We start from the raw sequence: 26,431 nt of genomic DNA, 5'->3' as shown, positions 1-26,431 counted from the left end.
GCGCGAACTGGGTGAAGGTCCCGCACGCCTCCGGTTATCGGGATTCCCAGCGGAACCACCGGATTCCGACGAAAGAGAACGCAATGATGTATGCGGCGCAGGCCAGAAGTGAGTAGCCGTCCTGATCGCTCCAGGAGGCGTTGTTCAGCGCGTCGGCGAAGAGCGTCATGAGGGCGCCGATCGGTGACCACTCAGCGATGACCTTCAAGGTGTCGCCCAGGATCCCGGTTCCACCAAGGATGCCCAGGAGTACGAGGATGATGAAAAGGACCCGCCCGACAGCGTTGATCGCGGCAGTAGATTTCACCAGGGCAACAAGTGCCTGGCCGATGGAAAGGAACATTGCTGCGCCCAGGACGGCGACGGCGACAACAAGAGCATACTGACCGATGCTGAGCGAGAGCCCGCGCAGGATGCTTCCGACAATCACGACGATGACCGAGGCGACGAGGTTGGAAGTTAGCTGCACGATGAGCCTGCTGGCCATGATCATCCAGGTTGGTGCGGGCGTCACGCGAAGCCGTTGCAGCACGCCGACTTCACGGTCATGCGCCAGGGTCAGGCTGTAACCCAGCAGGCAGGAAGTGACCAGGCCCAGCGTCAGTGCCAGGCCGAGGACGGATTCGGGGCTCCCGAGCCGCGGCTGGGCCTTGCCGAAAGTCGTCGCCACTATGATCACGATCGGCAGGAGAACACTCAGCACCGTCGAGACCCTGCTGCGGAGCAGCACCGTGGCATCCGCACGAAGCAGGGACCGCATTGCAAGGCCCGTCCGTCCGCGCTCACTACCGACACTTGCTTCAGTCATGGATTTCACTTCCCGTCAGGCCGATGAAGACGTCCTCAAGGGTGACCGTACCGCGTGCTACGGCCAGCACCTCAGGATCTTCCTTATGTTTAGCGATCAGCTGGGCGGGTGTCCCGACGGTGAGCAATTTCCCGTGGTCGATGATCGCCACCCGGTCACACACCGCTTGGGCTTCTTCCATGGAATGGGTGGTGAGCAGGATGCTGCTGCCTTCACCGCGCAGCCGCTCGATCCGGCTCCATAGTGCCCGCCGGGATTGTGGGTCCAGTCCTGCCGTCGGTTCATCCAGCAGGAGGAACATTGGGTTGTGGAGAGAGGCGATGAAGAGCGCGAGGCGTTGTTGCTGGCCACCGGAGAGCTGTTTGAACCGTTTACGCAGTTCCTCGCCGAGTCCGATGCTGTTCATGCTCCCGCTGATCTGCTCCCTCGAGAGTTTCACCCCGTAAAGGCCACCGTAGACCTTCACTATCTGGCCGATGCTCAGTTCGTCCTGGAAGCTGGAGGACTGTAATTGCACACCGAGGAGGGATTTCACCTCCAAGGGATGCTGTTGAATATCCATCCCATTGACGCTTACGCGACCGGACACGGGTTCGATCAACCCCTCCAGAACGCTCAGTGTGCTCGTCTTCCCCGCACCATTGGGGCCGAGCAGTCCGAAGATCTCTCCCCGCCTCACTTCCAAAGTCAGACCATCCACTACTGTGCGTGCCCCGTAAGCGACCCGCAGGTCGCTGATCTCCAGCAACGACTGCGCTGGCGGTTCATTCACTTCCGTCATCTGAACGCATCCCCTCCACTGCGGCCCCCAACAGGCCGCGGTGGCTCAAGCTTAAAGGGAGAAACTGACCGTACCCCCGGAACCGGTCCGGGTACTGCGACAGCAACTCACCGTGCCAGGGCACACAGCACTGACATAACTGCATCTACCAACCGGCCGCTGTTGAGCGTCCCTGGACTTCAGGTTGGATAAGTCCGGGCTACGGTCCAAAGACCCGCCTTGTTGAACCAACTGTTTCAGGGCGCGGAGCCAGACGTGTATTGCGAGTACAGACCTTCGGGCGCAGTTCTGGATAAGAAGCGGGTACTGCGCCGGTTGTTCAAACTCCAGACCATCCCGCGGAGAACCTGCCTCCGGATCGGCGCTGCTGCCTTCTTTGCGATCCCGCCCACGATCTGGAGGCCACCATCCGGTCAACTTCGGGCAGATGGGTTGCGCCGATGATCCCTCGACGACGGAAACGCTGTAGCCGATTTGCCGGGAGGAACGACATCGCTGCGCGGGGTACGCCGAAATGCAAAATGAGCTACAGAGCCGATATTTCTTCGACAGCCCAAGACAAAATACGAGCGTCGTACTCGTCCAAGTCCAGAAGACCGTAAACGCAGGCCTCGAAGTCAATCTGATCGGCGTTGCCGCCATTAGCAAAGTACCTCAACCAGGTGGCTTCGATGTCAGCCTTGTTTTGTTGCACCATGTCCAATGCTGCCTGGCGCGGGTCGCCCATAACGGCATACTCGTTACTGCCGCGGTGACATTTCGTCCGGCGGCCGCTCATGTCACACGGTATCAGTACCCACCTGACCGCACCGCACGTCACTGGCTGGGCCACGACGGGCCTGGCACCGGCCGCTGGCACTGCCCTTCTGATGGCTTACCCGACCATCCAGTACGATCTCAGCGAGGTCGGCGGTCCGGCGGCGGGGTACATGTACAACTGCCACGTCCAGGAAGTGGACGGCCAGTGGCGCCGTCCTCATGGACTGGGATGCTCTTGCGCATATCCCGCTCTCCGATTCCTACCTGCGGCCTGCAGACGATGCCAGCAGTGATGGTTCGACGCCGGAGAAAGCCTACGACCCCTACCACCTGAACTCTGTGGAGGAGAGTGGGGATGCCCTTTTGGTCTCCGCCCGGCACGCCCACACCCTGTACTTGGTGGACCGGACGACCGGATCCGTCAGATGGCGGCTGGGGGGCAAACGCAGCGACTTCAGCCTGGGCCCGAGGGCGGAATTTGCCTGGCAACACGATGCCCGGCGCCGCCCTGACGGCTCGATCAGCATGTTCGACAACCACTACTATTCCGGTTCTGCCGGGAACTCCCGCGGTTTAGTACTGGCCGTGGACGAGAAAGCGCGGACCGCCGTCGTCGATTCCGAATTCAGCAACGCCGGGCACCGCTGCAACGCCATGGGCAGCCTGCAGTCCCTGCCAAACGGCAACGTGCTGGTGGGGTGGGGTACCGATCCCGCCCTCACAGAGTTCACCCCGGACGGGACAGCCGTCTTTGAGGCCACCCGCGTCGGAAACGGGTCGTACCGCGCCTACCGCAGCGATTGGACCGCCCAGCCCCACACACAGCCGGACATCGCGGGCGTCCCGGGCAACGGTTCCACGATGCAGGTCTACGCGAGCTGGAACGGCGCTACCGAGATCGCCTCGTGGCGGTTCCTCAGAGGAGGCTCACCTAATTCGCTGGGTGTCGCCGCAACGATTCCGAAACGCGGCTTCGAAACCTCTGCAGCGATCGCCGCAGCACCATTTCTGGCCGTGCAGGCCCTGGACCGGACCGGCGCCGTCCTGGCCACTTCAGTGACGATCGCCGTATAAGACGTCCACCACGCGGGCCCATCCCGGCCTCGAGCCAATGGACGCTGTGTTGTCGTGGACAGGGAGACACCCACCGCACCGCCCCGGTTGGCTGGCAGGTCAGAGGAGCAGTGCATCGCTTCCCGTATGTACGGCTCCCCAGGGCGGCACCGGCACCCGCCGACACTCGGCTCTTCTTCGTCGTGTCTCCGGCTCCGCGCTCACTGCACCTGACTGGTTGTTCACTGGGGCGCTGGCGCTGGTGAGGTGGGCGGGCATTCACAGCTGATACTTATGTGTCCTTGCTAGTTTCGGGTGGTGACCTTTTCCTGGCGCAAGCGCCGTTCATTCCGTCTGGCGAGGACGCTATTTCTCGTCGCCGCCCTCGGGGTCACGATCCTCGTCTTCCTGCAGCTGGCGCCGCAGCGAAGCGCCGCAGTCAAGCCGGGCGTTGCTGCTGCCCCTGCTCCCGCTCCCGCTCCTTCTTCCGCGGCTCCAGTGCCTGACGGGCACACTGCCGGCTTGGACGCTGCCATCCAAGGCGTACTGGCGGACAACAACCAGTATCAGGTGGGTGTGGCCGTCCGGGACCCGGACTCGGGTGCACTGCGGACGTACGGCGTGGACGCGCCCTTTGAGGCGGCCAGCACCGCCAAAGTCCTGACGGCCGTCTCTTACTACAAGCTGGTGGAGGCAGGGCAGGCCTCTCTTGACGATCCCATGGGGGAGTACACGGCCGGCTTCCAGATCCGGGAGATGATCCAGGACAGCGATAACGACTCCTGGTCACTGCTGGTGAACGCTGTGGGGCTGTCCGCGCTGGAGGGGGATGCGGCGGCCATGGGGGTGGCGTACGACTCTGCAGAAAACACCCTTACCCCCGCCGGGATGGCGCAGATTCTCGCCGACCTTTACGGCGGAAAGCTCCTGAACCAGGAACACACCCAGCAACTGCTTTCCTACATGCAGAACACCAACGATGAGGATCTCATCCCCGCAGCCGTGCCAGCCGGAGTGGCCGTCTTCCACAAATACGGGCTGCTCGATGGTGAGCTGCATGACGCCGCCATCTTGAGCACACCCGCCCGCAGCGTCGTCCTGGTGATCTACACCAAAGGAGGGGACATCACCGATGTCCCCGAGCGGACCGCAATCATACACGAGATCACCGCTGCCGTGGCCAAAACCCTGACCTGACCGGCACGCCTATTGGCGTCAGTGGCCCTGGCCGGCACGGGCGGGGTTTCCCCGTGCGGCCGCGGCGAGGAGCTTCACGGCAAGGGTTGCCGAGAGGGCCGCGAAGGGAAGTTCAACGAGGACCGCTTCCAGGACCGCGGTGAGAAGGGGTGGACCCTGCTGGGCTGTCGTGACGTCGAAGAGGGCGTCAATGCACAGGCTGGTCGAAAACGCTGCGGCAGTAAGGATTGCTCCGATGCTGTTTCTGAAGAGAAACACCGCGGTCAGCAGGGCGGTGAGGCACTCGAAAGCGTCCAAAGCCAGCCATGCCATGTTCCAGTTGTAGGCGACGGTTACCGACGGCATCGTCTGGCTCAGGTAGAGAATCCACGCCACGTAGAAGAGGGTTGACGCTGCCCCGCAGCCGATTGCCAGGCGCCGCCATCCCAGCCCCCGGACCCTCACCAGCAGGCGCCGACGGAGGCGAAGGATCACGATCAGCGCCAGAAGAGCCACTCCGACCTTCATGCCGATGAAGTGGGGTCCACCCGACCATCGGGCGTCGGCCGCGAAGTATGCCAGGGCCTCTGGTCCCCTCATGTCCACCTCTTATCGTCCCCGCTCGTCCTTTGACTTGCCGCTCATCGCCCGTTCCGGGCTATTCGTAGCGTAGGGAATCGATGGGGTTTTGCCGTGCCGCGCGCCAGGCGGGCAGGGTGCCGGCGATGAAGGCGATGGCCATGACCAGCAGGATCACCCCGGCGACCGGTGCGGGGGCGAAGCTGAGGATCTGCAGCCCGGCGAGGTCGCTCAGGGGTCCCCGGGCGAGGGCGCCGCTGATGGCGGTGCCCAGGCCGATGGCAGCGCCGGATCCGATGAGGCTGCCCAGCAGGCCGATGAAGGCGGCTTCGGTGCTGAAGAGCGCGAAAACGGAGCCGCTGCCCATGCCCATGGCCTTCATGAGGCCGATTTCCCGCGTCCGCTCCTGCACCGACATCAGCAGCGTGTTCACGATGCCGAATCCGGCGGCAACGAGGGCAATGACCGCGAAGGCGTCCAGGACGCCGATGATGCCGTTGATGACGGTTTTTACGGTGCCGATGCGGTCCTCAAGTGTCTGGGCTGTGTAGCCGGCGGCGCTGAGCTGAGATTTCATGTCGCTGATCTGGGTTTTTGAGGCCGATGCGAAGGTCGCGGTCGCGGCGGTCCAGGTGTTTTTCGTTGTCGCTGGCGCGCCGGTGCTTTGGGCGTCCGTGAGGGCGGCGGTGAGGGTCTTGTTGGCGAACGCGCCGCCGGAGCCCAGCAGGGCATTGTCTTCAACGCCGTTGATGCGTGCGGTGACGGTGTGCATGGTGCCCGTGGCGTCCTGGATCCCGATGATCACATCCTGGCCGATGGCCTGGTCGTTGCCGGTGAAGCCGAGCGGGGTGATGTAGCTGGTGGGGAGGATGATCTGGGGCTGGGTTCCGGCGTCGTCCAGGGCTTCGCCGGCGGCCAGCTGCGGCTGGGCCCCGGCGAGGGGGCTGACGGAAAGCTGGTATTTGTCCCGGTTGTTCCACTGGATGTAGGCGGGGTTGAGCCGGCTGACCGGGGTAACCCCGGTGATCCCTGACACTGCGGCGATGGTGTCGAGATCGGATTGGTTCAGGGCGACCTGGGTTGAGCCGGGGCGTCCTCCCGCGGCGAGGACCCGGGTGTTGGGGTCGTATTTTTGGGGGCCGGATCCGGGGGAGCTGCTGGTATCGGTTTTGGTGACGGTGAAGGCGTTGCCTGGGCCGACGGCGGCGACCTGGCTGTCGATGTAGTTCGAGATGCCGGTGCCCAGCCCGTTGGTGATGGTGAGTGTAAAGGCTCCGACGAAGATCGCCAAAATGGTCAAGGTGGTGCGGAGTTTGCTGCGGAAGCTGTTGGCGATGGCCGTTGTCAGGGTTTCGAGCGGTTTCATGCCGCGTGCTCCTCGTCGCTGGAGATCAGTTGACCGTCGCGGATGTACAGGCGGCGGTTGAATCGGGCGGCGAGGTCGTGGTCGTGGGTCACCGTGATGAGCGTGATGCCGTGGTTTTGGTTCAGGTCGAACAGGATGTCTTCGACGATGGTCCCGGTGGCGGTGTCCAGGTTCCCGGTGGGTTCGTCAGCGAAGAGGACCTGCGGGTTGTTCGCCAGGGCGCGGGCGATGACGACGCGCTGCTTCTGGCCGCCGGAGAGGTTCCCGGCCTTGTTGCGGGCCTTGTCGGCCAGTTCGAGCTGTTCCAGGACCTCCATGCCCCGGGCGCGGCGTTCCCGCGCCCCTGTTCCGGCAATCTTCAGAGGCAGCACGACGTTCTCAAGGACACTGGTGGTGTGGTTCAGGAAGAACTGCTGGAAGACGAAGCCGAACATCTGGTTCCGCAGCATGTTCAGTCTCCGGCCACTGAGGGTCTTCGCGTTGGTTCCGTCAACGTGGACTTCTCCTCCGCCGGGGGCGTCCAGGAGGGCGAGCAGGTGCATCAGGGTGGATTTACCGGACCCGCTCTTGCCCACGATTGCCACGGAGTCGCCGCGCTCGATGTCGAGGGAGACGCCCTTGAGGGCGTCGAACCGGTCCGGGCCGCGCCCGTAGGTTTTCTTTAAATCTCGGGTGGACAAAATCGGTACTTGCATGGAATTTTCCCTTGCGGTGATTAGGCGGGACAGGCAGCTAATTGGTTGGGCCGGCCGCCGGGCCCGGTCGCGGCGATTCCGGCGATGTTCGATTGCCTGCGGGCTTTGAGTCTGGGGGCGGGCACTGAAGACCAACAATTCGTGAATACATTTCCACGCCCCGCACGCTCTGCTTTCCCTCCCAACTGTCGTTGGCGAACCTCCCGATCAAAACTTCGGTTCATTATGCCCCTCGCAGCCTGGGAGTCCACCGGGAAACCTCGCATGCACCCCTCCAGAACTATCAATCTGCACTGGCCCATTGCGCTTCTCTCTCCACGCATTGGTGCTTTCAGGGACCCACGAGCGGGGCGTCGGCCGGGTATGCGGAAGATTTTCAATGCTTTCGCTACAACGGTTTACCCTGAGCTACGCACGACTCGGGATACAGGTCGAGTCGCCATCGTGCCTCTGTTCCCTCTCAGGTGTCATCCAGCTTTGGTCCCGCTTGCTTACAGCAACGGCTGCCATCCTTGCCTCCTGGCTTGTTTGCCACGCCGGCAGTAGATCATCTAGGAGTCTCGTGAGTGTCCTTGCGCGCAGCGTAGGTAATGCCTTCAGAAATAAGGTCCGGACCGCAGCAGTTGTAGCGGTGCTGGCCGTGGCGATCGGCTTGGCGCTGGCCATGCTGGTGGCCAACCAGGCCGTGGGAGCCAAAGTCCAGGAGCTGAACGCCTCCGTCGGTACCGTCCTGACCGTCAATCCTGCCGGCGGCCAGGGCTTTGAAGGTGGCGGCGAGCCCTTGACAGCCGAACAGGCATCCGCTGCCGCTGCCGTGCCAAACGTGAGTTCCGTTGTCGGCACCAAGGCCCTTCGGCTCAACAACGCCGCGCAGGCGGCAGCCGAGGCAGCCAGCGGAACCCAAAGCGCCCGTGGCGGAGGCCAAGGAGGCCCCGGGGGGCAGAACACCATTACCCTGACAACCAGTCTTACGGCCGCAATCGACGCGGGCACCCTGGGCAATCGCAACCAGGCGAACGGAACGAACGGCAGCGGCGCCACCAGAACGCCCCGCCTCCTTCCAATCACTGCCACCGGCATCAGCGCCGAGACCGACACCACGGGCCAGCCACTGAATATCACGGAAGGCACCGGGCTCGGCGATTACTCGGCAGCATCCACCAGTGCTCTGTTGGGAACCACCCTGGCGGCAAAGAACAACCTCGACGTCGGCTCTACCTTCACCATCAACAACCAGAGGTTTGCCGTTGCCGGCTTATTCGACGCCGGCACAGCCTTCGGCAACAACGCCGTCTACGTCACGCTCCCGACGGCCCAAACACTTGCCGGGACGTCCGATGAGCTGTCCAGCATGATCGTCACCGTCAACAGCCTCGAGAACGTGGACTCCACCAAGACCGCACTGCAATCCGCTCTGGGCACCGATAAGGCCGACGTCACCCAGAGCCAGAGCCTGCAGACGGCCGTCAGCTCCCTTGACAGCGTCAAGAACATCTCCTTCATCGCGTTCATCGCCGCACTGGGAACCGCAGGCCTGATCATCCTGCTCATCATGGTGATGCTGGTCCGTGAACGCCGCCGCGAAATCGGCGTCCTGAAGGCCATCGGTGCGCCCAACCGGACCATCGGGCTGCAGTTCGTCCTCGAAGCCCTGGTCCTCGCGGCTCTGGGCAGCGCAGTCGGCGCGGCCATTGCGTCGTTCGCCAGCGGCGGGATCGCCTCGGCCCTGATCAGCAGCAACACCGCCACAAGCACCCCGGGCGGAGCGACGCGCAGGGCAGCCGGAGCCGCCGCCCGGGGCGGGGCCGGCGGGTTCCCCGGCGGCCAGGGCGGATCCTTCGGGGGCGGGTTTGGCGGCGGCGCTTCCCAGCTGTTGAACTCTGTGACCGCCAGCGCCTCACCCGGCGTGATTGCCGGCGGCATCGCCGCCGTGTTCGGCGTGGCCATCATCGGGGCCCTGGTTCCCGCGCTGCTCACGGCGCGTATCCGTCCCATCGAAGTCCTGCGAGGAGAATAGTCGTGATTGAAGTCAAGAACCTGGTGCGGACCTTCAACTCAGGTGACCGCACCATCAAGCCGGTCAACGACGTCAGCTTCGTCCTGGAGCAGGGCACCCTCGCCTCGATCGTTGGCAAGAGCGGCAGCGGCAAAAGCACCCTGTTGTCCCTCCTTGGTGCACTGGACAAACCCACCAGCGGAGACGTCGTCGTCAACGGTGTCAGCCTGGCAAGCCTGCCGGGCAGCAAGTTGACGGAATACCGCCGCCGGGACATCGGCTTCGTGTTCCAGCAGTTCAACCTGATCCCCAACCTGTCCGCCGCTGCCAATGTCATGCTGCCCATGGAATTCGCCGGCATGCGGAAGTCCGCCAGGCTGGAGCGGGCCAAGGGATTGCTGGAACAGGTGCAGCTTGATCCGTCCAAGCACGACCGGCGGATCAACAGGCTTTCCGGCGGCGAGCAGCAGCGCGTGGCCATCGCCCGTGCCCTGGCCAACGAGCCGAAACTGATCCTGGCCGACGAGCCCACCGGGAACCTGGATGAGCAGACCGGCGACCACATCATCGAGCTCCTCAGCTCGCTGAGCCGCGACCACAACACCACCATCCTGGTGGTCACCCACGACAGGGCACTTGCGAACAAGACCGACCGCCGGTTCCGGCTGCAGCAGGGCAAGCTGACGGAAGAACCGGTCCGGGGACGGACTGCGGTCGCCGCCACGGCCTAAATCGACAGATGTAAGACCAGCAGGTACCACAGCATCGCTGAGATCATGATCGTGCCATCTGGCGATGTCGTCCTCTGCCCTAAAAACCAGGTGTGGGGTCAGGAACCCCTCGCGCCCTTAGCAATCGTCAAGTCATTGTCCTGGCGATGGCGGAACCGCAGTTGGGTCATCGATCCTCAGGCTTTCGGGGAGGCAGGCTAATGATCATCCCAAGTTTCCTGGACGCTCCATCCCTCGGCTTGGGTGTATGTCGCGACGACGGAGACTTCACCGCCGGACTGGGCTGGGTAGATGGAAAAAAGCAGCACTGCATAGGCACAATTCAAACCCCGTAGTGCGTTTTTCGCTTTGGCGAGAGCATCGCTGAGGTGCAAGCCTTCCACCCTGAACCAGCCGGTGCTGGTTCCGGTCCTGTAGTTCACGATGTAGGCCATAAGGGAAGTATTCCCGGGTGAGCACGCTGCAACTACGGGCTAAGGACCCCTGCAACTCATGTCAGCGGCGACGAGAATTCCCTACGTGGTGGCTACGTCATCGTGCAGATAACCTCCACCCTGGTAGCTTCCGTCATCGTCGTCAGAGCCTGCGCCATCCTGCGCGGGCTCTCGCTCAGCATCGCCCAGTTCGCCCTCCTTATCGGGCTCGCCGTCCGTTGCGCGGCCGTGTTCCTCTCCATCGGCCAGGCACTCGTTGCCCTGGTCAAATCCACTGCCACTGTCAACGCTAGCGGCCGGGTCCTTTTCATCATCCTGGTACTCCTTGGCCTCCTTGGTAGAACCGGAATCCTGGGCGACACCCTGAAGGCCATCGCAGAGTGGGCAACCATCGGTGCGCTCATGACATTCTTCTCCGAAGTGCTGAACAACGCAGCCTGGAGCGATTCTGACGGGAAGGCCCTGCTCGCCTGCGCCGGATACATAATCCTGTTTGCCATGGTTGGGATCCCATGGTTCCGCTGGGAGTCCCTGTAACTGGTGGCATGCCAGTTCCCTCTCCGCAGGGCGGCGAGGGCGCGGACATTGCCCGGGCTGAACCTGGGCATCACTGAAAATTCATGCCTTCCAGCGCGAAACGCCGCGTTGCGCAGACGAGCCAACCTTGATTTCAGAGGTTCACTTCGACGTTGTCCAGGATCCCAACTGGCCGGCCAAGTCAGTGGTCATCTTCGATACAGCGACAGGAAAGGTCATCGAAAGCTTTGCCGTCGATGAAAAGGGCAGGCCAGTACTCAAGACCCCGTAGGTTGACGGTGCGGGTCTGTATTCACGGTCAATCGAGCAGATTGACGGTGAACCGGACTACATTGTCCAGGCCCATTCCTCGGTCCCTTAGCTGCGGAAACGCGGCAGAAGGGCATGGACGCAGCCGCCCGGACCGTTCGATGCGCCTCCACGCTTGCAGAACGCCGGCACCTGAGCCCGTCCGGGCCACAGCGTCCGGCCCAGCCGGGCAAGCTCTTCAAGCCCTCCCGGCAGGCCCCTGTGCAACTGCTCAATCACTTTCTGCATGCCACGCTTGCTGGTCCACCCATCGGTATGCTGAAAGGCGTTGATAACGTCCTGGTACTCCAGGCAAGTGACGTCAAAGCAATGTGATCATCGTGGTCGGCCCGCTGGCGTTCCAGCCAGGCGGAGCCCGGCCGGGGGCATCCTGGCGGTCTCAGATCGAGAGTCGTCACAGCCGAGTGACAGTCCTAAAACCAAGGAGAAGCATCCATGAACAAGAACGAGCTGGCCCGGTTGGGCCTCGACACGGATGGCCTTACGCCGGACGCCGACTACGTCCCGAACCCCTTCACCGCCGATGACGGTGTGCACGTCGACCTCGTGTACCGCGCGTACCTGCAGCTCGAGCAGATCAACGCGCTGGGCGGTATCAGCCTGCTCGGCGGCTCGCGCGAGCGGCTGGAGGACATCTATGGCGGACTTGAGGACGGCATGGACCTGCTGACGGCGGTGGCGCGCTTTGGCGACGATGAGCAGCAGCAGCGCGCCCAGCAGCTCATCGCGGCAGGGAAGATCAGCGGCTCCTGACAGGCCTCGACGGAACCCCGACAGCCCAGGCTGTCGGGGTTCTTTCTTTTCGTCATGCAGACCGGGCTGGCGAGAACCCCTGGATATGCCGGGGCCCCGCATGCATCGCGCGGACAATCGTCTCGTCTGGAGACGTGATTCCTTGTGCACTAAAGGATGACTCATCATGCAGTGCCTTATGTACATGTGATAATCGCACCGTTTCGCCTGCTATTGCAGGGATTGCAGCACCTTGCATTACCACGTTATTCGCACTCCTCCGGGTCTATGTCCTTAACCATGCATGCGTGAAGGCGCGAGCGGTGGCTGAATTGCAGTCAAAACGTGCTCGTGACTTTCATCGCGGATGCAGCGCCTGCACGAGCCCGGCCGAGCTGCTGCCCTCGCCTGGGCGGCGGTCTCCGGCAAGACGGTCAGATCTAGTGAGATGGGTCCTGATCAGTCACGGAGGGGTTCATTGGTCATATGAGGCAACGTTCTCGGACCCACCCCTATTGCTAACAGTGTCTGGTCTTCAGATGGTACTGAACTCCATCAGCCCTGGGCCTCGGCACATTCTTTCGCACGCCTGCATCGACCCCGCCAGGACGACCGGGCCAACGGTAAGAAGGATGGTAGGCATGAGTTAGCAGCTTGCGCCACGGGTGCCAGGGGTAAGGCGGAAGTGGTCCATGGGTGGGCTGTGCGCTCCAAAGGGGAGAACGTCTTCGCCCCCATGTGTCAGATTGCATTCCAGGACCCACTCGTGTCCTTGTCAGGAAGGAAAGAAGAGGACTCTATTGTGACAGGACCCGGATGGGGCGCTGACGTCACGTTGGGTGTACCAATCTGATAGTGGTTGAACTGCCATCCATTCGGGGCTTCGAGACCGGTCCTGCTAGGTCCGCTGCCTCAAGTGAGGCGTGGGCCGCTCCGGAAGCCCTCCGAGCTGCGCCCGGGGCTACCCCAGGACCTCCAACTCCTGGAGCTTTCCAAGCGCCACGCCCGCCATAAATTGTGTCTGGTCGACGAGGACACTGTCGTCAAACACTGCCCTGGGCGAGTGCATGGGGGCCCACTCCATGGGGTCGATATCTGGAGACCCAGCTCCGAGGTGCCCGTACGCTCCTGGGACCTCCACGAGGACACGGGAGAAATCGTCAGAGCCGGTCCTGGGGGACGGGCTGGGCACGAACCGGTGCTCTCCGAAGAACGTCCGTGCGGTCCTGCCCCAGAGTTCGGCGTCACTTTCGTGATTGACGGTGGCCGGCATAACCGGAGTGAACGTTGCCTCGGCTGTCAGTTGATGAGCAGTCGCCAGTTGCCGGATGAGATCCGGCAACTCCTGTGCGAGCCGCGCTTCGACACCGGGGCTGAAAGACCTGACGCTGGCCCTGAATTCCGCCGAATCAGGTATGACATTAGAGGCGGAACCGCCATGGAATTGGCCCACGGACAGTACCACGGGATCAAAAACGTTGAATCGCCGGGTGATGTACGTTTGGAGCGCGCCAAGCATTTCAGCAGCTACCTGTATGGGATCCAGAGCTTGGAAGGGGCGTGAACCGTGCCCGCCACGCCCGATAACCTTGACGGACAGATCTCCGAAGGCAGCCATGTAGGAGCCGGCACGGGTCGTGAACACGCCTGACGGGATGTCCGAAACGACATGCAAGGCGTAGGCAGCATCCGGTCGCCTGCCGGCTGCGTTAAGAACGCCTTCCTCCAGCATGATGCGGGCCCCCTCATGTCCTTCCTCCCCCGGTTGGAACATGAAGATGACGTCACCGGTCAGGCTGTCACGTACGGACGAAAGCAACCGGGCGGCACCAATCAGGCCCGCTGTATGCAGGTCATGACCGCAGGCATGCATCGCTCCATTAGTCGAGGCAAAGGGTATTCCCGTCTTTTCTGCCACAGGAAGGGCATCCATGTCACCTCTGAGCAGTACAGTGGGACGGCTCCCGACGGGGGCCTGGGTGGCCCCGCCGCGTAGTACCGCAACCACGGACGAGGCTGCTTTTCCCAGGCTTATTTCGAGGTCGAGTCCCTTGAGTGCCTCAAGGACCCGGGCCTGGGTGCGGGGCAGATACAGGCCGACTTCAGGATCGGCGTGCATTTCCCTACGGAAATCGACCAGGTCGCTTCCATAGGCCGGGATCGCCGCTGTGGCGTCCTCAAGGAAACTCAGCGGTGAAAACCGCACCGTATCTGTCGTTGAAGTATCTGTCATTGAAGGACTTTCTCGTCTCATGTTGCCAGGCTCTGGCCTGCTGCTTTCCCGAGAGGACGCGGACCCCCGTCTTAGCCACGCGTCACGTTCCCGGACTGTTTGTCGCAGGCCCCCACGGGGCCTGGCCTACGCTTGTTGGGGTCGGATATGGCGCCTAGAGCGGGGAATCCGTCCTGTCCACGCCAACCACGCGGTCGCCGGTGAAGAAGCGGACGCCATACTGCGGACCGTGGCCACCGATACCGCTGGTGCCCCAAAAGCTCTGGCGTGAACTGCCGGCGAGGTCGCTCATGAATGTGCCGTTGATGCGGACTTCACCGGCACGAATACGGGATCCCACTTCGATGGCCCTTGCTTCATTGGCACCGAATACGTAGGCATCCAGGCCGGTTGCGGGGCCGTTCGCATGGGCAAGTGCCTCCTCGACCGAATGCACCGGATGTACCGTTACCAGCGGCCCGAAAAGCTCTTCCGTGGCGGCCTCGGCGGCACATCCGACGATCATCCCCGGTGCCATGAACCAGCCGTCAAGACCCGGCAGCTCGCCGCCAGTGACGAGCTTTCCCCCCAGCTCGAGGAGCCGATTCACTGAGGCTTTCAAGCCATCACGCTGCCGCTGGAATGCCAGGGGACCCACTTGCGTCGACTCATCCAAGGCGTTTCCGACCCGAAGCTTACTGAGTTCAAACTTCATAGCTTCAACGAAACGGTCGTGAATCGACTCGTCAACCAGTACTTTGCCTGGCGCCTCACACCACTGGCCGTTGAGACGCGTCATGCCCTGCACAATGGACCGCGCCGCCGAGCTGACGTCGGCGTCATTCAGAATGATCACGGGATTGTTGGATCCGAGCTCCATCTGCATGACCGCCAGGTTGGACGCGGCAGCCTGCGCAACCGTCCGGCCTGCGGAATCGCCACCCGTAAATGAAAGAGCCTCGATCCTGGGGTCCGATGTCAGCAGTGCTCCTGTCTCCGAATTCCCATGAATCAGCTGAAACGCGGCGCCCGGGTATCCCAGTTCGGTCATGGCAGACACGATCGCCTCAGCGAAGAGCTGGCAACCGCTGGGGGCGTTCTCGGAGGGTTTGAGGATGACGGGGCAACCGGCCGCCATGGCTGCCGCCACCTTGCCGACCACGGTGAACGTTGGGGCATTCCAGGGGCCGACGATGAGGGCTGGGCCGAGGGGCTTGCGCCGGATGACCACAGACCTGGCATGGTCAAGGGTCTCCGATTCACCAAGCTGTTCCGCTTCAGCAATAGTTCCGCGGACTCTGTCACCCAGTGCACCGGCAATCAGGCGGGTGGTGCGGATAGGAACCCCGGTGTTGATGCTGTCCTGGAGGGCGACTTCTTCGCTCTTCGCATCGAGGGACGCGGCTACCTTCGTCAAGAGCTCAAGGCGGTCCGGGAGTTTGATGTCTTCAAGTTTCCCGGACCTGTGAAGGGTCGCTGCTGCCGCGAGTGCCCGCTCGACATCATCCTTTGCGGTCTTGCGCATCGGCTGCCGGGGTTCGCCAGTATTTGGGTTGGTAAGGTAGCGGCCGTTTTCCTCGAGCTGCAGCCATGTGCCATTGACAAAGGAGCGTTGCTCGACGAGGTCGGGGGCAATATCAGTCAGTTGGGCTAGTCCTTCAGTCATTTAAGGGTTGCTCCTCTGGTTTCGTTTGTGGGTTTTGTCGTCCATAACCAGTGACGGCAGGGGCTGGCCCCCGATGTTTGCTGTTCATGTTCGGAAGGCTGTGCAGCGGCCTAACGTTCGTTCCGGCCCGGCTGTGGCGCAAAGCAAGATCGCGATCACCGGTAACCAGGCCGACGCCGCAACGATCTACGCAGTTATCTGGATCACGATTGCCTGTTGGTCATGTTCAGCACGACGCGGATCGTCGACGCATCCGCCATCGCTTCGAATCCCTCGTTGATGCGGTCGAAGGGCAGCTCTTTGGTAACCATTCCATCGAGATCCAGCCGATTGTTCAGGTAGTGGTCGGTGAACATGTCGACATCGCTGAGGAACCTGTTCGCACCCATGTACGCGCCTTGGAGGTGTCGGTCGCCGTAGATGAGTGCATCTGCAGGGATACGCAGTTCGGACCCGGTGGGCATGAGACCGAGTATGCTGGCGGTTCCGTTCGGGCTCAGGAGCGAAAAGGCGAGTTCCGCTGTCTCACTGCGGCCGACCGCCTCGATTGCATGGCTAACACCCTGGGGAAGAAGTGACCGGACCTGGATGAGTGTTTCTGTCGGGTCAGGTGATGAGAGAACTGTGTCCGTGGCACCGAAGTTGCGGGCGAGCTCCAGCTTCGCGGGCACGGCGTCAATGGCAATGATCCGTCGAGCCCCAGCCAGCCTTGCACCCTGGATGGCGGCTATTCCGACGCCGCCGCAGCCGATTACGGCGACAGTATCCTCTGGCCCTACTTTTGCGCCGTGAATGACCGCGCCGACTCCTGTACTGATGCAGCAACCGAGAAGACATGCCACCTGGGGAGGCAGGTCAGAGCCGACCACTGCAACGGATGCCTCTTTCACCAGGAAGGCCTCCGCAAATGCGCCGATACCGCCGAGCGACTCGACGCTTGATCCATCATGTGAGATGAGTCTGGGCCGCTGCCGCTCACGCATCGAGTCGACCCGTTCGCACTGGGTCGGGCGCCCGCTGATGCAGTTGCGGCAAGCGCCACAGGACGGGGTTACGGTTGTTACGACGCGGTCTCCAGTCTTAATTCTTGTGACGCCGGAGCCGACGCGCTCGACAATGCCTACGACTTCATGTCCGAGGACCGCCGGCAGGGAGATATCCAGGGCCCCCTTCAGGTAGTGCAGATCGCTGTGGCAAAGGCCAACTCGCTCCGTCCGGATGAGGACCTCATGGTCCTCCGGATCATCCAGCAGCAGCTCGCGGATCTGGAGAGGTGTTCCGGGCTTTTCCAGTACGGCGGCAAGAATGGGTGTAGGCACTTGGCTTCCTTGAGGGTTTAGGCATTTGCAGATGGATCGCTTCGACCATCTTCGGCCCTGGCAGAGTTTCAAAAGTGTGTGGAGGGAACAGCCTTTACGGCCACTATGTGCAAGGTGACCAGCGTCGGCACATGGTGGAATGACAGGGATTAAAGTCAGCTTCCGCTTCCAACTCGGGATCCGCTCCGGCTGTCATCCACAGCGGCCCACCGCTCAACATGGTGTTCCATGGCGCGAAGGGCTTCCTCCAGCTTCGCCAGCAGTACCCGGGTCTCCTCTTCGCTGATCACCAAGGGCGGGGACAGGATCACCGCGTTGTTCAGCGGAGCAATGCCTGCCGGATAGACAATAAGCCCCTGGGCGAGGCATTCCTGCACGAAGGTGTTGGCCGCTCCGAGCGCAGGATCGGGCGCCTGCTTGCTTTCCTGGTCCGTAACGAACTCGAAGCCCCACAGCAGGCCCCGGCCACGGACATCGGCCATGCAGTGGTACCTGGCTGCCAGGGAGAGCAGTCCTTCTTTGAGCTGCTTCCCCCGCTGCCGGACGTTTGCAAGGACGTTCCGGCGTTCCATGAAGTCCAGGACCGCCAGGCAGGTGGCTGCCCCCAGGGGATTCCCCGAAAAGGTGTGCCCGAACGGAGCGACACCGCTGCCTTCCCTGAGCGCCTCGACAACATGGCCTCGGAGCAGGACGCCGGCAACAGGGGAATAACCGGCACTTAATCCTTTACCGATGAGAAGAAGGTCCGGGACGACGTTCTCGTAGGAACTCGCAAACCAATCTCCCGTCCGCCCGACGCCCGTGATGACCTCATCAATGATCAGCAGCACATTCAACCGGTCACAGATTTCGCGCAACCGGGAGAGGTAGCTAGCCGGAGGCGTCAGGACCCCGCCGGCGGCTCCAACGATCGGTTCCACGATCACTGCTGCGACCGTGCCAGGGTCCTCGTTCCGAATGGCATCTTCGAAGGCTTGCGCAGCCCGCAGCGCGTATGCTTCTTCGTTCTCGCCCGGCTGCGCGAAGCGATACGCGTAGGCCGGCGGGGCGAAGGAGAACGCATGCAACAACGGCCCGTAGTCGGGGCGGCGTGCTGCATGTCCCGACATTGACAGGGCTCCCATGGTCATGCCGTGATAGCTGATGTTCCGGCCGAGAACTTTGACTTTGCCCGGGAGCCCCCTTTCGCGCCAGTAGCTGACTGCTGTCCGGATGGCGAACTCGGACGCCTCTGATCCGCTGTTGACGAAGAATGCCCAGTCAAGGTCTCCCGGTGCCAGATCGGTGAGCCGCCTTGCCAAGGCCTCGGCGGGCACATTCGTGAACTGGGTTCGGTAAGTAAAGGCCACCCGGCATGACTGCGCCTTCATCGCCTCTGCAACTTCTTCTACGCCATGGCCGATGTTTGCAGTCATGGCCCCGCTGCACCCGTCCAGGTACTGCAGACCGGCTGAGTCATACAAGTAGACCCCCCGGCCATGGGTGACCACCGGGTATGTCTTATCAATGGTCTGCTTCAACAGAGCGCTCTCAGAAATGGAATACTCCTTTACTGTCCTGGCGAGCCTTCTGAGGCGTTTGTACCAGGGCTGATAGATGGTCGCTTGCCTCAGTGGAGGTCCGGCGGTGTTGCACAGGCCTCAGAAGATGCAGGCCGGGCCATCGAGTTGACCCCGTCAGGTATGACCAGAAGTGGGGTGATCAGAGATCAACGGGTTCGGCACTGCTGTGGTGACGTCGTTCTGGAGGTCACCACAGCAGTGCCTCGGGCCCGGCACGAGTCCGGAATCCCGGGGGGTTAGCTCTTGTTTTCCGCCGTAGCGCAGTTCTCGCTTTTGGCCGGTTCGTGCTCCTGGCTTGATACCGGGGGCAGAAGCGCGGCGTATGCTTCGGGCCGTTTTGAGCGCATCACCAGTGCGGTCACCAAACCGCCGACAAACAGGGCTCCCATGACCGTTAGCAGGATGCCTGCAGCCAGGTCACCGCCGACAAGAAGCCCAAAGTTCTGCACGACCAGGAAGACAATCGCGCCGAGACCGATCACAGCAAGAGCGGGAGCAAACAGCGTGGCCCACAGCTTTCCTGTTGCCTTTCTCCGGAAGAACACGAGCACCGAGAATGACGTGAGGGCCATCAGAACCACCACGCCGAGTGTTGCTGATCCCGAAAACCAGGTGTACGCCTGCGTCACCGGGTCTAGCCCGAGGAGCGCCTCGACCCCAAGCAGGGCAATTGCCACGACCGACACAGTCAACGAGGCCCTGGAAGGAGCCCGGTGTCGGGGATGGACCGTGCCAAGCCCGGAGGGGAGCACGCCCTGCGTTCCGAGGGTGAACAGGTAGCGCGTCAGCACGTTCTGGAACGTGAGAATGCAGGCGAAGAGGCTGCTGATCAGGAAGACTTGAAGGAGAGTTGCCAGGACAGGGGAGACGTACTTCGCGGCCAAACCGACCACGATGCTGGTGGGATCATTCGTAGCCACTTCAACGATGTTGCTGTCACCGATACCGGCCTGCATGGCCCATGCGGTGAACGTGTAGAAGATGCCGACAGCGAGGACGGCGATGTACGTTGCGCGCGGTATTGTGCGGTCGGGGTCACGCGCTTCGTTGCGGAAAACAGCGGTGGCCTCAAAACCAATGAATGAGAAGAAGGCAAACATGACGCCCAGCGGCGGGACACCTTCACCCAGACGGGCGGGGGACAGTGAGTCACCGCTCAAACCTTCCGCACCGCCGTGGACAACCACCCCGATGTTTACTGCCAACAGAACGACCGTTTCAATGACCAGGACCACACCCAGCACCTTGGCGGAGAGCTCGACGTCCCGGTACGCAAGAGCACCGCAGATCGCCATCAGCACCAGACTGCACAGCCACCAAGGCAGATCCGGGCCGCCCAGATCGTGAACAGTGGTCTGGGCCGCTGATCCCAGGTATGAACACAGCGCAAGAAACAGGAGCAGGTAAGTACCCAGTGCAAAGGTGGAAGCCCCTAGCCCCATGCCCCGGCCGAGGCCAGTCTGTATGTAGGAGTAAAAGGCCCCCGCATTTTTCACGAACGGCGTCATACGCGTGAAGCCAATCGCGAACAGAAACAGGATCGCCGTGGCGATGAGGAAGAACAGTGGACCGCCCGTGCTTTCCGAGGCAGATACCACCACAGGCCAGCCGGCCACGACAGCTGTCATCGGTGCGGCACCAGCCACAACCATGAACACGATTGATCCGACACCTAGCCCGCGGCCGAGTAACTTGTCGGGGGTCAGGAGTCCGTTGGGTCCGGCATCCACCGGCTCAAATTGAACATTATTAGTTGCCATTCGTCCCTCCCGGACGTTTGAAGCCTAGTCATTTCACGATGCTTTCGACAGGGCGAAAATGAGTAGCACCGCTGAAATCCAACTGCAGTCGTGGCCCCCTTGCCACGGCTGCTGTGAACTGGGTTACAGCCTAAAGTCGCTCCTTACACGCTGCTGTGTCAGCTCTGCACACTATCCCCACCGCTCATGGTCGCAATGCACAGTTTTGGCGCATGTCACCCCGGTGTGCAGGTTGCACATGCCTGACATCGATGTGGTGCCCGTCGCACTCGCTCCCTGGCCGGAGCCCGGGCATGCTCGATACCAACGGAGCTTCCCAGACTCCACATGGGACTAGGAATCTTTGACGAAATCCACTCTCCTGAAGGAGCACCCGAGTATGAGCAGCATTATTTCCGTTTACAACCCCGCTACAGAGGAACTGATTGGTGAAGTCCCTTCGTACGACTTGGCTGAGGTTGACGCGGCCGTCGAGCGTGCCCGGAAGGCGCAGAGCATTTGGGCGCGGAAGCCTATCGCCGAACGCCGTGACGCCCTCTGGGCCATCGCGGACGCTGTCATCGCGCACACCGACGAGCTGGCCTTGCTCGAATCAACCGACGTGGGCAAACCGCTGGCCGCCGCCCGGCAGGAAGTGCTCGGAGTAGCCGAATGCTTCAAGTACTACGCGGGCATTATCGACAAGATCCTCGGCGACACCATTCCCGTCGACGGTGGCATCAGCATGACCTTCCGTGAGCCGATGGGCGTCGTAGCCGTCATCTCCCCGTGGAACTTCCCTCTGCCGATCGCGTCATGGGGTATCGCACCTGCCCTCGCCTGCGGCAACGCCGTAATCGTTAAGCCTGCGGCCCTCACCCCGCTGTCCACTGTCCGTCTTGGCCAAATCGTGAACGAACTGGGCGTCGTCGGCGACGCGCTGCAGGTCCTCACCGGCTCTGGGGCACGCGTCGGTAACGCCCTTGCCGAACACCCCGGCGTTAACAAGGTCAGTTTCACCGGTTCCACCGAAACCGGCCGGTCGATTATCCAGGCAGCGTCCAAGACGATGAAACGGGTCACCCTCGAACTGGGTGGCAAGTCCGCCAGCATCGTCTACAACGACGTAGACCTTGCAAAGTGCGTCCAGGCGGCGCCTATGTCTGTCTTCGACAACACTGGTCAGGACTGCTGCGCCCGCAGCCGTTTTCTCGTTCAGCGGGGAGTCTTCGACGAGTTCGTTGAAGGGTTCATCGAAACGACCCGCGCCCTGAAGATCGGTAACCCGCTCGATGCCACAACAAATCTCGGCCCTCTGGTATCGGCCAGCCACCGCGAATCCGTGTCCAGCTTCCTCGGTGACGGACTGAACGTTGTCACCGCAGGCGAGGCACCGGAGGGTCCCGGCTTCTGGATGGCACCGCGGATCGTTATTGCGCCGGACCCCAAGAGCCGGGTGGCAACTGATGAGATCTTCGGCCCCATCGCCTCGGTCATCCCCTTTGACACCGAGGAAGAAGCCATCGCCCTGGCAAACAGCTCCATCTACGGGCTCAGCGGCTCCATCTGGACCAACGATGTAGGCCAGGCACTCAGGACAGCACGGGGAGTGGAGTCCGGGGCTCTGTCCGTCAACTCCAACTCTTCGATCCGGATGCAAACGCCCTTTGGCGGCTTCAAGCAGTCCGGCATCGGCCGCGGACTGGGCCAGGCAGCCATCGAGGCCTACACCGAACTCAAAACCGTCTTTGTAAGGACTGATCGTGACAACTGAGACAGGGGAACTGGTCCGCACCGACCAAGGCATCTCTTCCGAAGTTTCCGGTGCAACAGACAGTGCTGTGCAGACCCTGAGCGTGCTTTACGGCAGCCAGACCGGGAACGCAGAATTCCTGGCATCCAAGATCGTGGACAAGGCAAACGCCCAGGGCTATGCAGCCGAGCTGATGAGCCTGGACATGCTCACCCCCGAAGATGCGGCGCGCAAGGACCGGCTGCTGATCGTTACCGCCACACACGACAACGGCCACATGCCCGATAACGCGCAACCGTTTTGGGATCAACTTCAGAGCGCTGGCGCAGACCTCTTTGAGGATGTGCCCTTCGCGGTCCTTGCCATTGGCGACTCGATGTACGAAGACTTCTGCAAGGCCGGCATCGACCTTGACACACGTCTTGGCGAACTCGGCGGCAAGCGGATCCTTGACCGCCTTGACTGCGATGTCGACTATGACCTGACGTCGGGCAAGTGGATCAAGGGCATGCTTGAGACCTTCAAGACAGTTGTTCCCAAGAAGCCAGGCAAAACCCCGCAAGCCTCCTCCGCCCCGGGAACAACGCCCGCTGAGCAGCCCAAAACCACCCGCCGGGAACCTGATACGGCCACTGTCGTCGAGGCCCGCCTCCTGAGCGCTCCGGAGTCTGAAAAAGAGGTCTGGCACTATGAGCTGGAGGTCAGCGGCGACGGCCGCAACTACCGGCCGGGTGACTCACTCGCCGTAATCCCGGCCAACTCCGGCGAGCTCGTCGATGACCTCCTCGCCTTTCTGGGCCTCGAGGGAAGCGAGGTGTTCGGTAACGACGGCAAGACAGTACGCGAGTCCCTCCAAAACGACTATGAGCTTCGGCTGCCTCATCTGGGCATCGTGGCCTGGCTGGTTGAAGATCTCGCGCCCGATCATCCCGTGCGGAACCTCGTCGAGTCCGGTGATCGCCTGGCGTTGGAGAATTGGCTGTGGGGACGGGACATGCTGGACGTCCTGCAGGAAACGAGATCAACAGATGTTGATCCGCACGAGTTCATCCCAATGCTGCGGCCTTTGCAGCACCGGTCTTACTCCATCGCATCCAGTCCACTTGCTGACGGTGACCGTGTCCACCTGACGGTCTCTTCCGTGCGGTACGAGGCTGCCGGGCGCCGGCATTCGGGCGCTTGCAGCGGTTTCCTCCAGTCCGCCGCGGAAACCAAGACGGCCATGAAAGTGTTCCCGCTGCCGGCCCACGAGTTCCACCTGCCCGACGACAGCTCAACTGATGTGATCATGATCGGCCCAGGCGTCGGAATTGCCCCGTTCCGCGGCTTCCTTCGTGAGCGCGAAGTCTCACAGGCCCGGGGACGGAACTGGCTGCTCTTCGGGGACCGTCACGAGAAGCCGTCCTGGCTCTATCAGGATGAAATGGAAGAACTGCAGACCAATGGAGTGCTGGACCGGCTCAGCCTGGCGTTTTCCCGGGATCAACAGGGCAAGGTCTACGTCCAGGACAGGATCCGCGAGGAAGGTGAAGACGTTTTTGCCTGGCTGTCGGGCGGTGCTTCGGTCTACGTGTGCGGCGGCAAACAAATAGCACCTGACGTTGACGAAGCCTTGCTGGCCGTGCTCATCAGCCACGGTGGAATGACGCCCGAATTGGCGCACGACTACCTGCAGTCCATGAAAGGCGAAGGACGTTACGTCAAGGACGTCTACTAAGCCTGCCTGCCCGCTCGGTTCCGGGGATTTTCGCACCCCTGGAACCGGGCAGGAACACAACAAAGCCTTGGCCTGAGTGCAGGGACGCGGTCTCAAATGTGACGTGGCTTACCGAATGCATGTAGCCGGCAATCATGATGTGCACTTTGCACATACGCCCGCGAGACCCCGCATTTAGTGTCTTTAGTAACCGATATCAATGAGGATAAAGAGGTACACAGTGAATCCGATCACACAGGTCCCGGAGGACCTCCAAGAACTCGAGGCAATCGACATGCAGGATAAAACCGCCGCAGGGTCAGCCCACGACGAACTGCAAAAGTTCGTCTCCGAAAACGACATCAAAACCTTCAAAGTGGGCGTCGTGGACCTGGACGGTGTGTGGCGCGGCAAGCGCATCCCCGCCCGGTACTTCCTGGAAAGTGTCGCTGAGCGCGGCACAAACATCTGCAACATCATCTTCGGCTGGGACATTCAGGATGAGATCATTTCTGATCTCAGCTACACGGGGTGGGACTCGGGCTACCCTGACGTGACCCTGCTGCCGGATCTCAACACCCTGAAGGTTGTTCCGGGGGAACCTGGGGTCGCATCCGTCATTTGCGATGCCTACGAAATGTCCGGCGAGCCGGCGGCGATCTGTCCCCGGAGCATTCTTAAGCGGGTTGTGAAGAAAGCCGAAGACCTCGGTTACTCGCCGGTCTGCGCCTACGAGTTCGAGTTTTACCTGTTCAAGGGGACTCCAACCGAGCTTGCCGCCAACGGCTGGCGTGACCTGACTCCCATCACGGCTGGCAGCCACACCTACAGCCTCGTCAGGGACACAGGCACCGAGTTCCTCATCGGCGAGATCCGCCGCCGCCTGTCTGAGCAGGGCATTTTCATCGAGGCCAGCAACAGCGAAAACGGCCCGGGCCAGTTCGAGATGAACATCCACTACTCGGATGCTCTCGCAGCCGCGGACAACGCCCTCCGGCTTAAGGCCACCGTCAAGGAGGTCGCAGCTGAAGCCGGCTACACGGCATCGTTCATGGCCAAGATCAACCCGGAGTGGGCCGGCTCCTCCGGCCACATGCACCAGAGTCTCTGGGATCCGGAATCCGGCAAGTCAGCTTTCGCCAATGCCGAGGAGCCCGGCGAGCTGAGCGCCGTCGGGTACAACTACCTGGCGGGCGTCGTCGAGACGGCGCCGGAGCTTACCGCCCTCTACCTGCCCACCATCAACTCCTATAAGCGGACCGAAGGCGGGCAATGGGCCGGATCCAGCGCCACCTGGGGCCTGGACAACCGTACGGTTGCCATCAGGTCCATCCCGTCAACGGGCAGTGCTGCGCGCATCGAAAACCGGGTACCTGGCGCTGACGCCAATCCTTACCTGGTCATCGCTGCCAGCATCGCCGCCGGCCTGCACGGCGTGGACACAAAGATGACCGCTCCCAAGCGGGTGGTAGGCAACGCATACGCCCTGGAGGAGGGACACCAGGTAAAGGAGCTCCCCGCAACACTCGGCCAGGCCATCGAACAGTTCGAGAAGAGCGAGGTCGCCAAGGAGTACTTCGGTGAAACCTTCGTCACGCACTACGTCCAGACGAGGCGCTGGGAGCTCCGCAAGCTTCAGACCAGTGTCACCGACTTCGAAATCGCACGTTACCTGGAACGAATCTAGCGCCCAGTGCAGCGCTGAGAAGCGTTCAATCCACCATTTTCCTTACCAAGAAAGAAGAAACACCCAATGACTACTCACCCCGGAAAGATCGCCGCAGTCACCGGAGCCGCGTCCGGAAACGGCCTTGCCATCGCAGAAAAGCTGCTCAAGGAGGGCGCTACCGTCGTAGCCCTCGACCGTGACGAGGCCGCGCTCGAGCGCCTGGTTGGCCAGCACCCGGAAATGGTTCCTGTTGTTATGGACGTCGCCGACGAGGCTTCGGTCGGCAGCGGCATGGCCGAGATCGATGCCAAGTTCGGCCGGCTCGACACCCTCGTCAACAACGCAGGCATCGTCAAGGGCAGCAACTTCGATGACCTCGGCGTTGCCGAATGGGACCAGGTCTTCGCCGTGAACTCCACAGGCCCGTTCCTGGTCAGCCAGGCTGCACGTCCGCTGCTGGAGAAGGGCGCCGCCGCCCGAGGCGACGATTCAACCAGCGCCATCGTCAACATCACATCAGTCGAGGCCCATATCGTCATCGCCAGCAGCGGGCACCCCCAGGTGCATTACAACGCTTCCAAGGGTGCACTCCTGATGTTCACGAAGGCTTTGGCCATCGAAACCGCGGCTTCCAAGATCCGCGTCAATGCTGTTGCCCCGGGCTTCATCGAGACCCCGTTCACCAAGTCCGTGCTGGAGAACCAAGAGGCCGTGAAGTTCCTCCTTGACCGTACGCCGCTCGGACGTATCGGCCGCCCGTCCGACGTTGCCAACGCCGTCGCGTTCCTGGCCAGCGACGAGGCCAGCTGGGTGACCGGTACCACCATCCACGTCGACGGTGGCTGGCTGGTTTACTGAC

At 62.0% G+C, this 26,431-nt stretch carries 23 protein-coding genes; 11 read left to right on the top strand and 12 right to left on the bottom strand.

Going from position 1 to position 26,431, the window contains the following annotated elements:
* Positions 1-34 precede the first annotated feature (34 nt).
* The 3 genes from QRM96_RS12065 to QRM96_RS12055 form a co-directional block, all read right to left on the bottom strand.
* The gene (locus QRM96_RS12065) at positions 35-808 is read right to left on the bottom strand and encodes an ABC transporter permease (protein ID WP_285247704.1); all 774 of its coding nucleotides are present in this window, start codon (positions 806-808) and stop codon (positions 35-37) included.
* Positions 801-1,589 carry an ABC transporter ATP-binding protein gene (locus QRM96_RS12060; RefSeq protein ID WP_285247705.1) on the bottom strand — a complete coding sequence of 263 codons (789 nt, stop codon included), beginning with the start codon at positions 1,587-1,589 and terminating at the stop codon, positions 801-803. The genes QRM96_RS12065 and QRM96_RS12060 overlap by 8 nt, the downstream gene beginning before the upstream one ends.
* A gap of 526 nt (positions 1,590-2,115) precedes the next feature.
* Positions 2,116-2,316, bottom strand: coding sequence for a hypothetical protein (locus tag QRM96_RS12055; RefSeq protein WP_285247706.1), 201 nt, complete (start codon positions 2,314-2,316; stop codon positions 2,116-2,118).
* A 167-nt stretch (positions 2,317-2,483) separates the two neighbouring features.
* Here QRM96_RS12055 and QRM96_RS12050 point away from each other — a divergent pair, with 167 nt between their 5' ends.
* Both QRM96_RS12050 and QRM96_RS12045 read left to right on the top strand, forming a co-directional pair.
* The gene (locus tag QRM96_RS12050; RefSeq protein WP_285247760.1) at positions 2,484-3,422 is read left to right on the top strand and encodes an arylsulfotransferase family protein; all 939 of its coding nucleotides are present in this window, start codon (positions 2,484-2,486) and stop codon (positions 3,420-3,422) included.
* A 297-nt stretch (positions 3,423-3,719) separates the two neighbouring features.
* On the top strand, positions 3,720-4,598 hold the full coding sequence (locus QRM96_RS12045) for a serine hydrolase (RefSeq protein WP_285319842.1): 879 nt from the start codon (positions 3,720-3,722) through the stop codon (positions 4,596-4,598).
* A gap of 18 nt (positions 4,599-4,616) precedes the next feature.
* On the opposite strand, the gene QRM96_RS12040 is transcribed toward QRM96_RS12045, so the two are convergent.
* From QRM96_RS12040 to QRM96_RS12030, 3 genes are read right to left on the bottom strand one after another with little or no spacing between them, the layout of a single operon-like run.
* Positions 4,617-5,177: a hypothetical protein gene (locus QRM96_RS12040; protein ID WP_285247708.1), complete on the bottom strand. Its 561-nt coding sequence runs from the start codon at positions 5,175-5,177 to the stop codon at positions 4,617-4,619.
* Positions 5,178-5,235: 58 nt separating this feature from the next.
* The gene (locus tag QRM96_RS12035; protein WP_285247709.1) at positions 5,236-6,522 is read right to left on the bottom strand and encodes an ABC transporter permease; all 1,287 of its coding nucleotides are present in this window, start codon (positions 6,520-6,522) and stop codon (positions 5,236-5,238) included.
* Entirely contained in the window at positions 6,519-7,217 is a 699-nt protein-coding gene (locus tag QRM96_RS12030) for an ABC transporter ATP-binding protein (protein WP_285247710.1), read from the bottom strand. The genes QRM96_RS12035 and QRM96_RS12030 overlap by 4 nt, the downstream gene beginning before the upstream one ends.
* A gap of 562 nt (positions 7,218-7,779) precedes the next feature.
* Between QRM96_RS12030 and QRM96_RS12025 the strand changes: the two genes are divergently transcribed.
* Together QRM96_RS12025 and QRM96_RS12020 are read left to right on the top strand one after the other, a co-directional pair.
* The gene (locus QRM96_RS12025; RefSeq protein ID WP_285247711.1) at positions 7,780-9,234 is read left to right on the top strand and encodes an ABC transporter permease; all 1,455 of its coding nucleotides are present in this window, start codon (positions 7,780-7,782) and stop codon (positions 9,232-9,234) included.
* Between the two features lie 2 nt (positions 9,235-9,236).
* Entirely contained in the window at positions 9,237-9,944 is a 708-nt protein-coding gene (locus tag QRM96_RS12020) for an ABC transporter ATP-binding protein (RefSeq protein ID WP_285247712.1), read from the top strand.
* A gap of 197 nt (positions 9,945-10,141) precedes the next feature.
* Here QRM96_RS12020 and QRM96_RS12015 read toward each other — a convergent pair whose 3' ends face one another.
* Complete coding sequence (locus QRM96_RS12015; protein ID WP_285247713.1) at positions 10,142-10,378, bottom strand: hypothetical protein; 237 nt, start codon at positions 10,376-10,378, stop codon at positions 10,142-10,144.
* Between the two features lie 102 nt (positions 10,379-10,480).
* Here QRM96_RS12015 and QRM96_RS12010 point away from each other — a divergent pair, with 102 nt between their 5' ends.
* The 3 genes from QRM96_RS12010 to QRM96_RS12000 all read left to right on the top strand — a co-directional run bounded on the left by QRM96_RS12010 (position 10,481) and on the right by QRM96_RS12000 (position 11,977).
* Positions 10,481-10,915 (top strand): hypothetical protein, encoded by a 435-nt coding sequence (locus tag QRM96_RS12010; RefSeq protein ID WP_285247714.1) that lies wholly within the window; start codon positions 10,481-10,483, stop codon positions 10,913-10,915.
* Positions 10,916-11,042: 127 nt separating this feature from the next.
* A complete protein-coding gene (locus QRM96_RS12005; RefSeq protein ID WP_285247715.1) occupies positions 11,043-11,186 on the top strand; it encodes a hypothetical protein in 144 nt (47 codons plus the stop codon).
* A 473-nt stretch (positions 11,187-11,659) separates the two neighbouring features.
* Positions 11,660-11,977: a hypothetical protein gene (locus QRM96_RS12000; RefSeq protein WP_285247716.1), complete on the top strand. Its 318-nt coding sequence runs from the start codon at positions 11,660-11,662 to the stop codon at positions 11,975-11,977.
* Positions 11,978-12,917: 940 nt separating this feature from the next.
* On the opposite strand, the gene QRM96_RS11995 is transcribed toward QRM96_RS12000, so the two are convergent.
* The 5 genes from QRM96_RS11995 to QRM96_RS11975 form a co-directional block, all read right to left on the bottom strand.
* Entirely contained in the window at positions 12,918-14,189 is a 1,272-nt protein-coding gene (locus tag QRM96_RS11995; RefSeq protein ID WP_133830840.1) for a M20 metallopeptidase family protein, read from the bottom strand.
* Positions 14,190-14,343: 154 nt separating this feature from the next.
* Complete coding sequence (locus QRM96_RS11990; protein WP_285319841.1) at positions 14,344-15,834, bottom strand: aldehyde dehydrogenase family protein; 1,491 nt, start codon at positions 15,832-15,834, stop codon at positions 14,344-14,346.
* Positions 15,835-16,037: 203 nt separating this feature from the next.
* Entirely contained in the window at positions 16,038-17,153 is a 1,116-nt protein-coding gene (locus QRM96_RS11985; protein ID WP_166651676.1) for a Zn-dependent alcohol dehydrogenase, read from the bottom strand.
* 155 nt (positions 17,154-17,308) lie between these two features.
* On the bottom strand, positions 17,309-18,643 hold the full coding sequence (locus tag QRM96_RS11980; RefSeq protein WP_285247761.1) for an aminotransferase family protein: 1,335 nt from the start codon (positions 18,641-18,643) through the stop codon (positions 17,309-17,311).
* 308 nt (positions 18,644-18,951) lie between these two features.
* Positions 18,952-20,475, bottom strand: coding sequence for an APC family permease (locus tag QRM96_RS11975; protein ID WP_133830838.1), 1,524 nt, complete (start codon positions 20,473-20,475; stop codon positions 18,952-18,954).
* Between the two features lie 379 nt (positions 20,476-20,854).
* On the opposite strand from QRM96_RS11975, the gene QRM96_RS11970 reads away from it, so the two are divergent.
* From QRM96_RS11970 to QRM96_RS11955, 4 genes are all read left to right on the top strand, one after another.
* On the top strand, positions 20,855-22,228 hold the full coding sequence (locus QRM96_RS11970) for an aldehyde dehydrogenase family protein (protein ID WP_133830837.1): 1,374 nt from the start codon (positions 20,855-20,857) through the stop codon (positions 22,226-22,228).
* Positions 22,218-23,924, top strand: coding sequence for a diflavin oxidoreductase (locus tag QRM96_RS11965; protein ID WP_133830836.1), 1,707 nt, complete (start codon positions 22,218-22,220; stop codon positions 23,922-23,924). The genes QRM96_RS11970 and QRM96_RS11965 overlap by 11 nt, the downstream gene beginning before the upstream one ends.
* 220 nt (positions 23,925-24,144) lie before the next feature.
* Positions 24,145-25,590 (top strand): glutamine synthetase family protein, encoded by a 1,446-nt coding sequence (locus QRM96_RS11960; RefSeq protein WP_243835349.1) that lies wholly within the window; start codon positions 24,145-24,147, stop codon positions 25,588-25,590.
* Between the two features lie 66 nt (positions 25,591-25,656).
* Positions 25,657-26,430 (top strand): SDR family NAD(P)-dependent oxidoreductase, encoded by a 774-nt coding sequence (locus QRM96_RS11955; RefSeq protein ID WP_133830835.1) that lies wholly within the window; start codon positions 25,657-25,659, stop codon positions 26,428-26,430.
* Position 26,431 lies beyond the last annotated feature (1 nt).

The organism is Pseudarthrobacter sp. lyk4-40-TYG-27 (assembly GCF_030209295.1).
Taxonomy (GTDB): domain Bacteria; phylum Actinomycetota; class Actinomycetes; order Actinomycetales; family Micrococcaceae; genus Arthrobacter.
The sequence above is the reverse complement of the archived record's forward strand: the minus strand, read 5'-3'. Positions and strand labels throughout refer to the sequence as shown.

Coding starts and splice junctions, on each gene's coding strand:
- QRM96_RS12065 (WP_285247704.1), bottom strand. CDS start 808: ATGACTGAAGCAAGTGTCGGTAGTGAGCGCGGACGGACGGGCCTTGCA.
- QRM96_RS12060 (WP_285247705.1), bottom strand. CDS start 1,589: ATGACGGAAGTGAATGAACCGCCAGCGCAGTCGTTGCTGGAGATCAGC.
- QRM96_RS12055 (WP_285247706.1), bottom strand. CDS start 2,316: ATGGGCGACCCGCGCCAGGCAGCATTGGACATGGTGCAACAAAACAAG.
- QRM96_RS12040 (WP_285247708.1), bottom strand. CDS start 5,177: ATGAGGGGACCAGAGGCCCTGGCATACTTCGCGGCCGACGCCCGATGG.
- QRM96_RS12035 (WP_285247709.1), bottom strand. CDS start 6,522: ATGAAACCGCTCGAAACCCTGACAACGGCCATCGCCAACAGCTTCCGC.
- QRM96_RS12030 (WP_285247710.1), bottom strand. CDS start 7,217: ATGCAAGTACCGATTTTGTCCACCCGAGATTTAAAGAAAACCTACGGG.
- QRM96_RS12015 (WP_285247713.1), bottom strand. CDS start 10,378: ATGGCCTACATCGTGAACTACAGGACCGGAACCAGCACCGGCTGGTTC.
- QRM96_RS12000 (WP_285247716.1), top strand. CDS start 11,660: ATGAACAAGAACGAGCTGGCCCGGTTGGGCCTCGACACGGATGGCCTT.
- QRM96_RS11995 (WP_133830840.1), bottom strand. CDS start 14,189: ATGACAGATACTTCAACGACAGATACGGTGCGGTTTTCACCGCTGAGT.
- QRM96_RS11990 (WP_285319841.1), bottom strand. CDS start 15,834: ATGACTGAAGGACTAGCCCAACTGACTGATATTGCCCCCGACCTCGTC.
- QRM96_RS11975 (WP_133830838.1), bottom strand. CDS start 20,475: ATGGCAACTAATAATGTTCAATTTGAGCCGGTGGATGCCGGACCCAAC.
- QRM96_RS11970 (WP_133830837.1), top strand. CDS start 20,855: ATGAGCAGCATTATTTCCGTTTACAACCCCGCTACAGAGGAACTGATT.
- QRM96_RS11955 (WP_133830835.1), top strand. CDS start 25,657: ATGACTACTCACCCCGGAAAGATCGCCGCAGTCACCGGAGCCGCGTCC.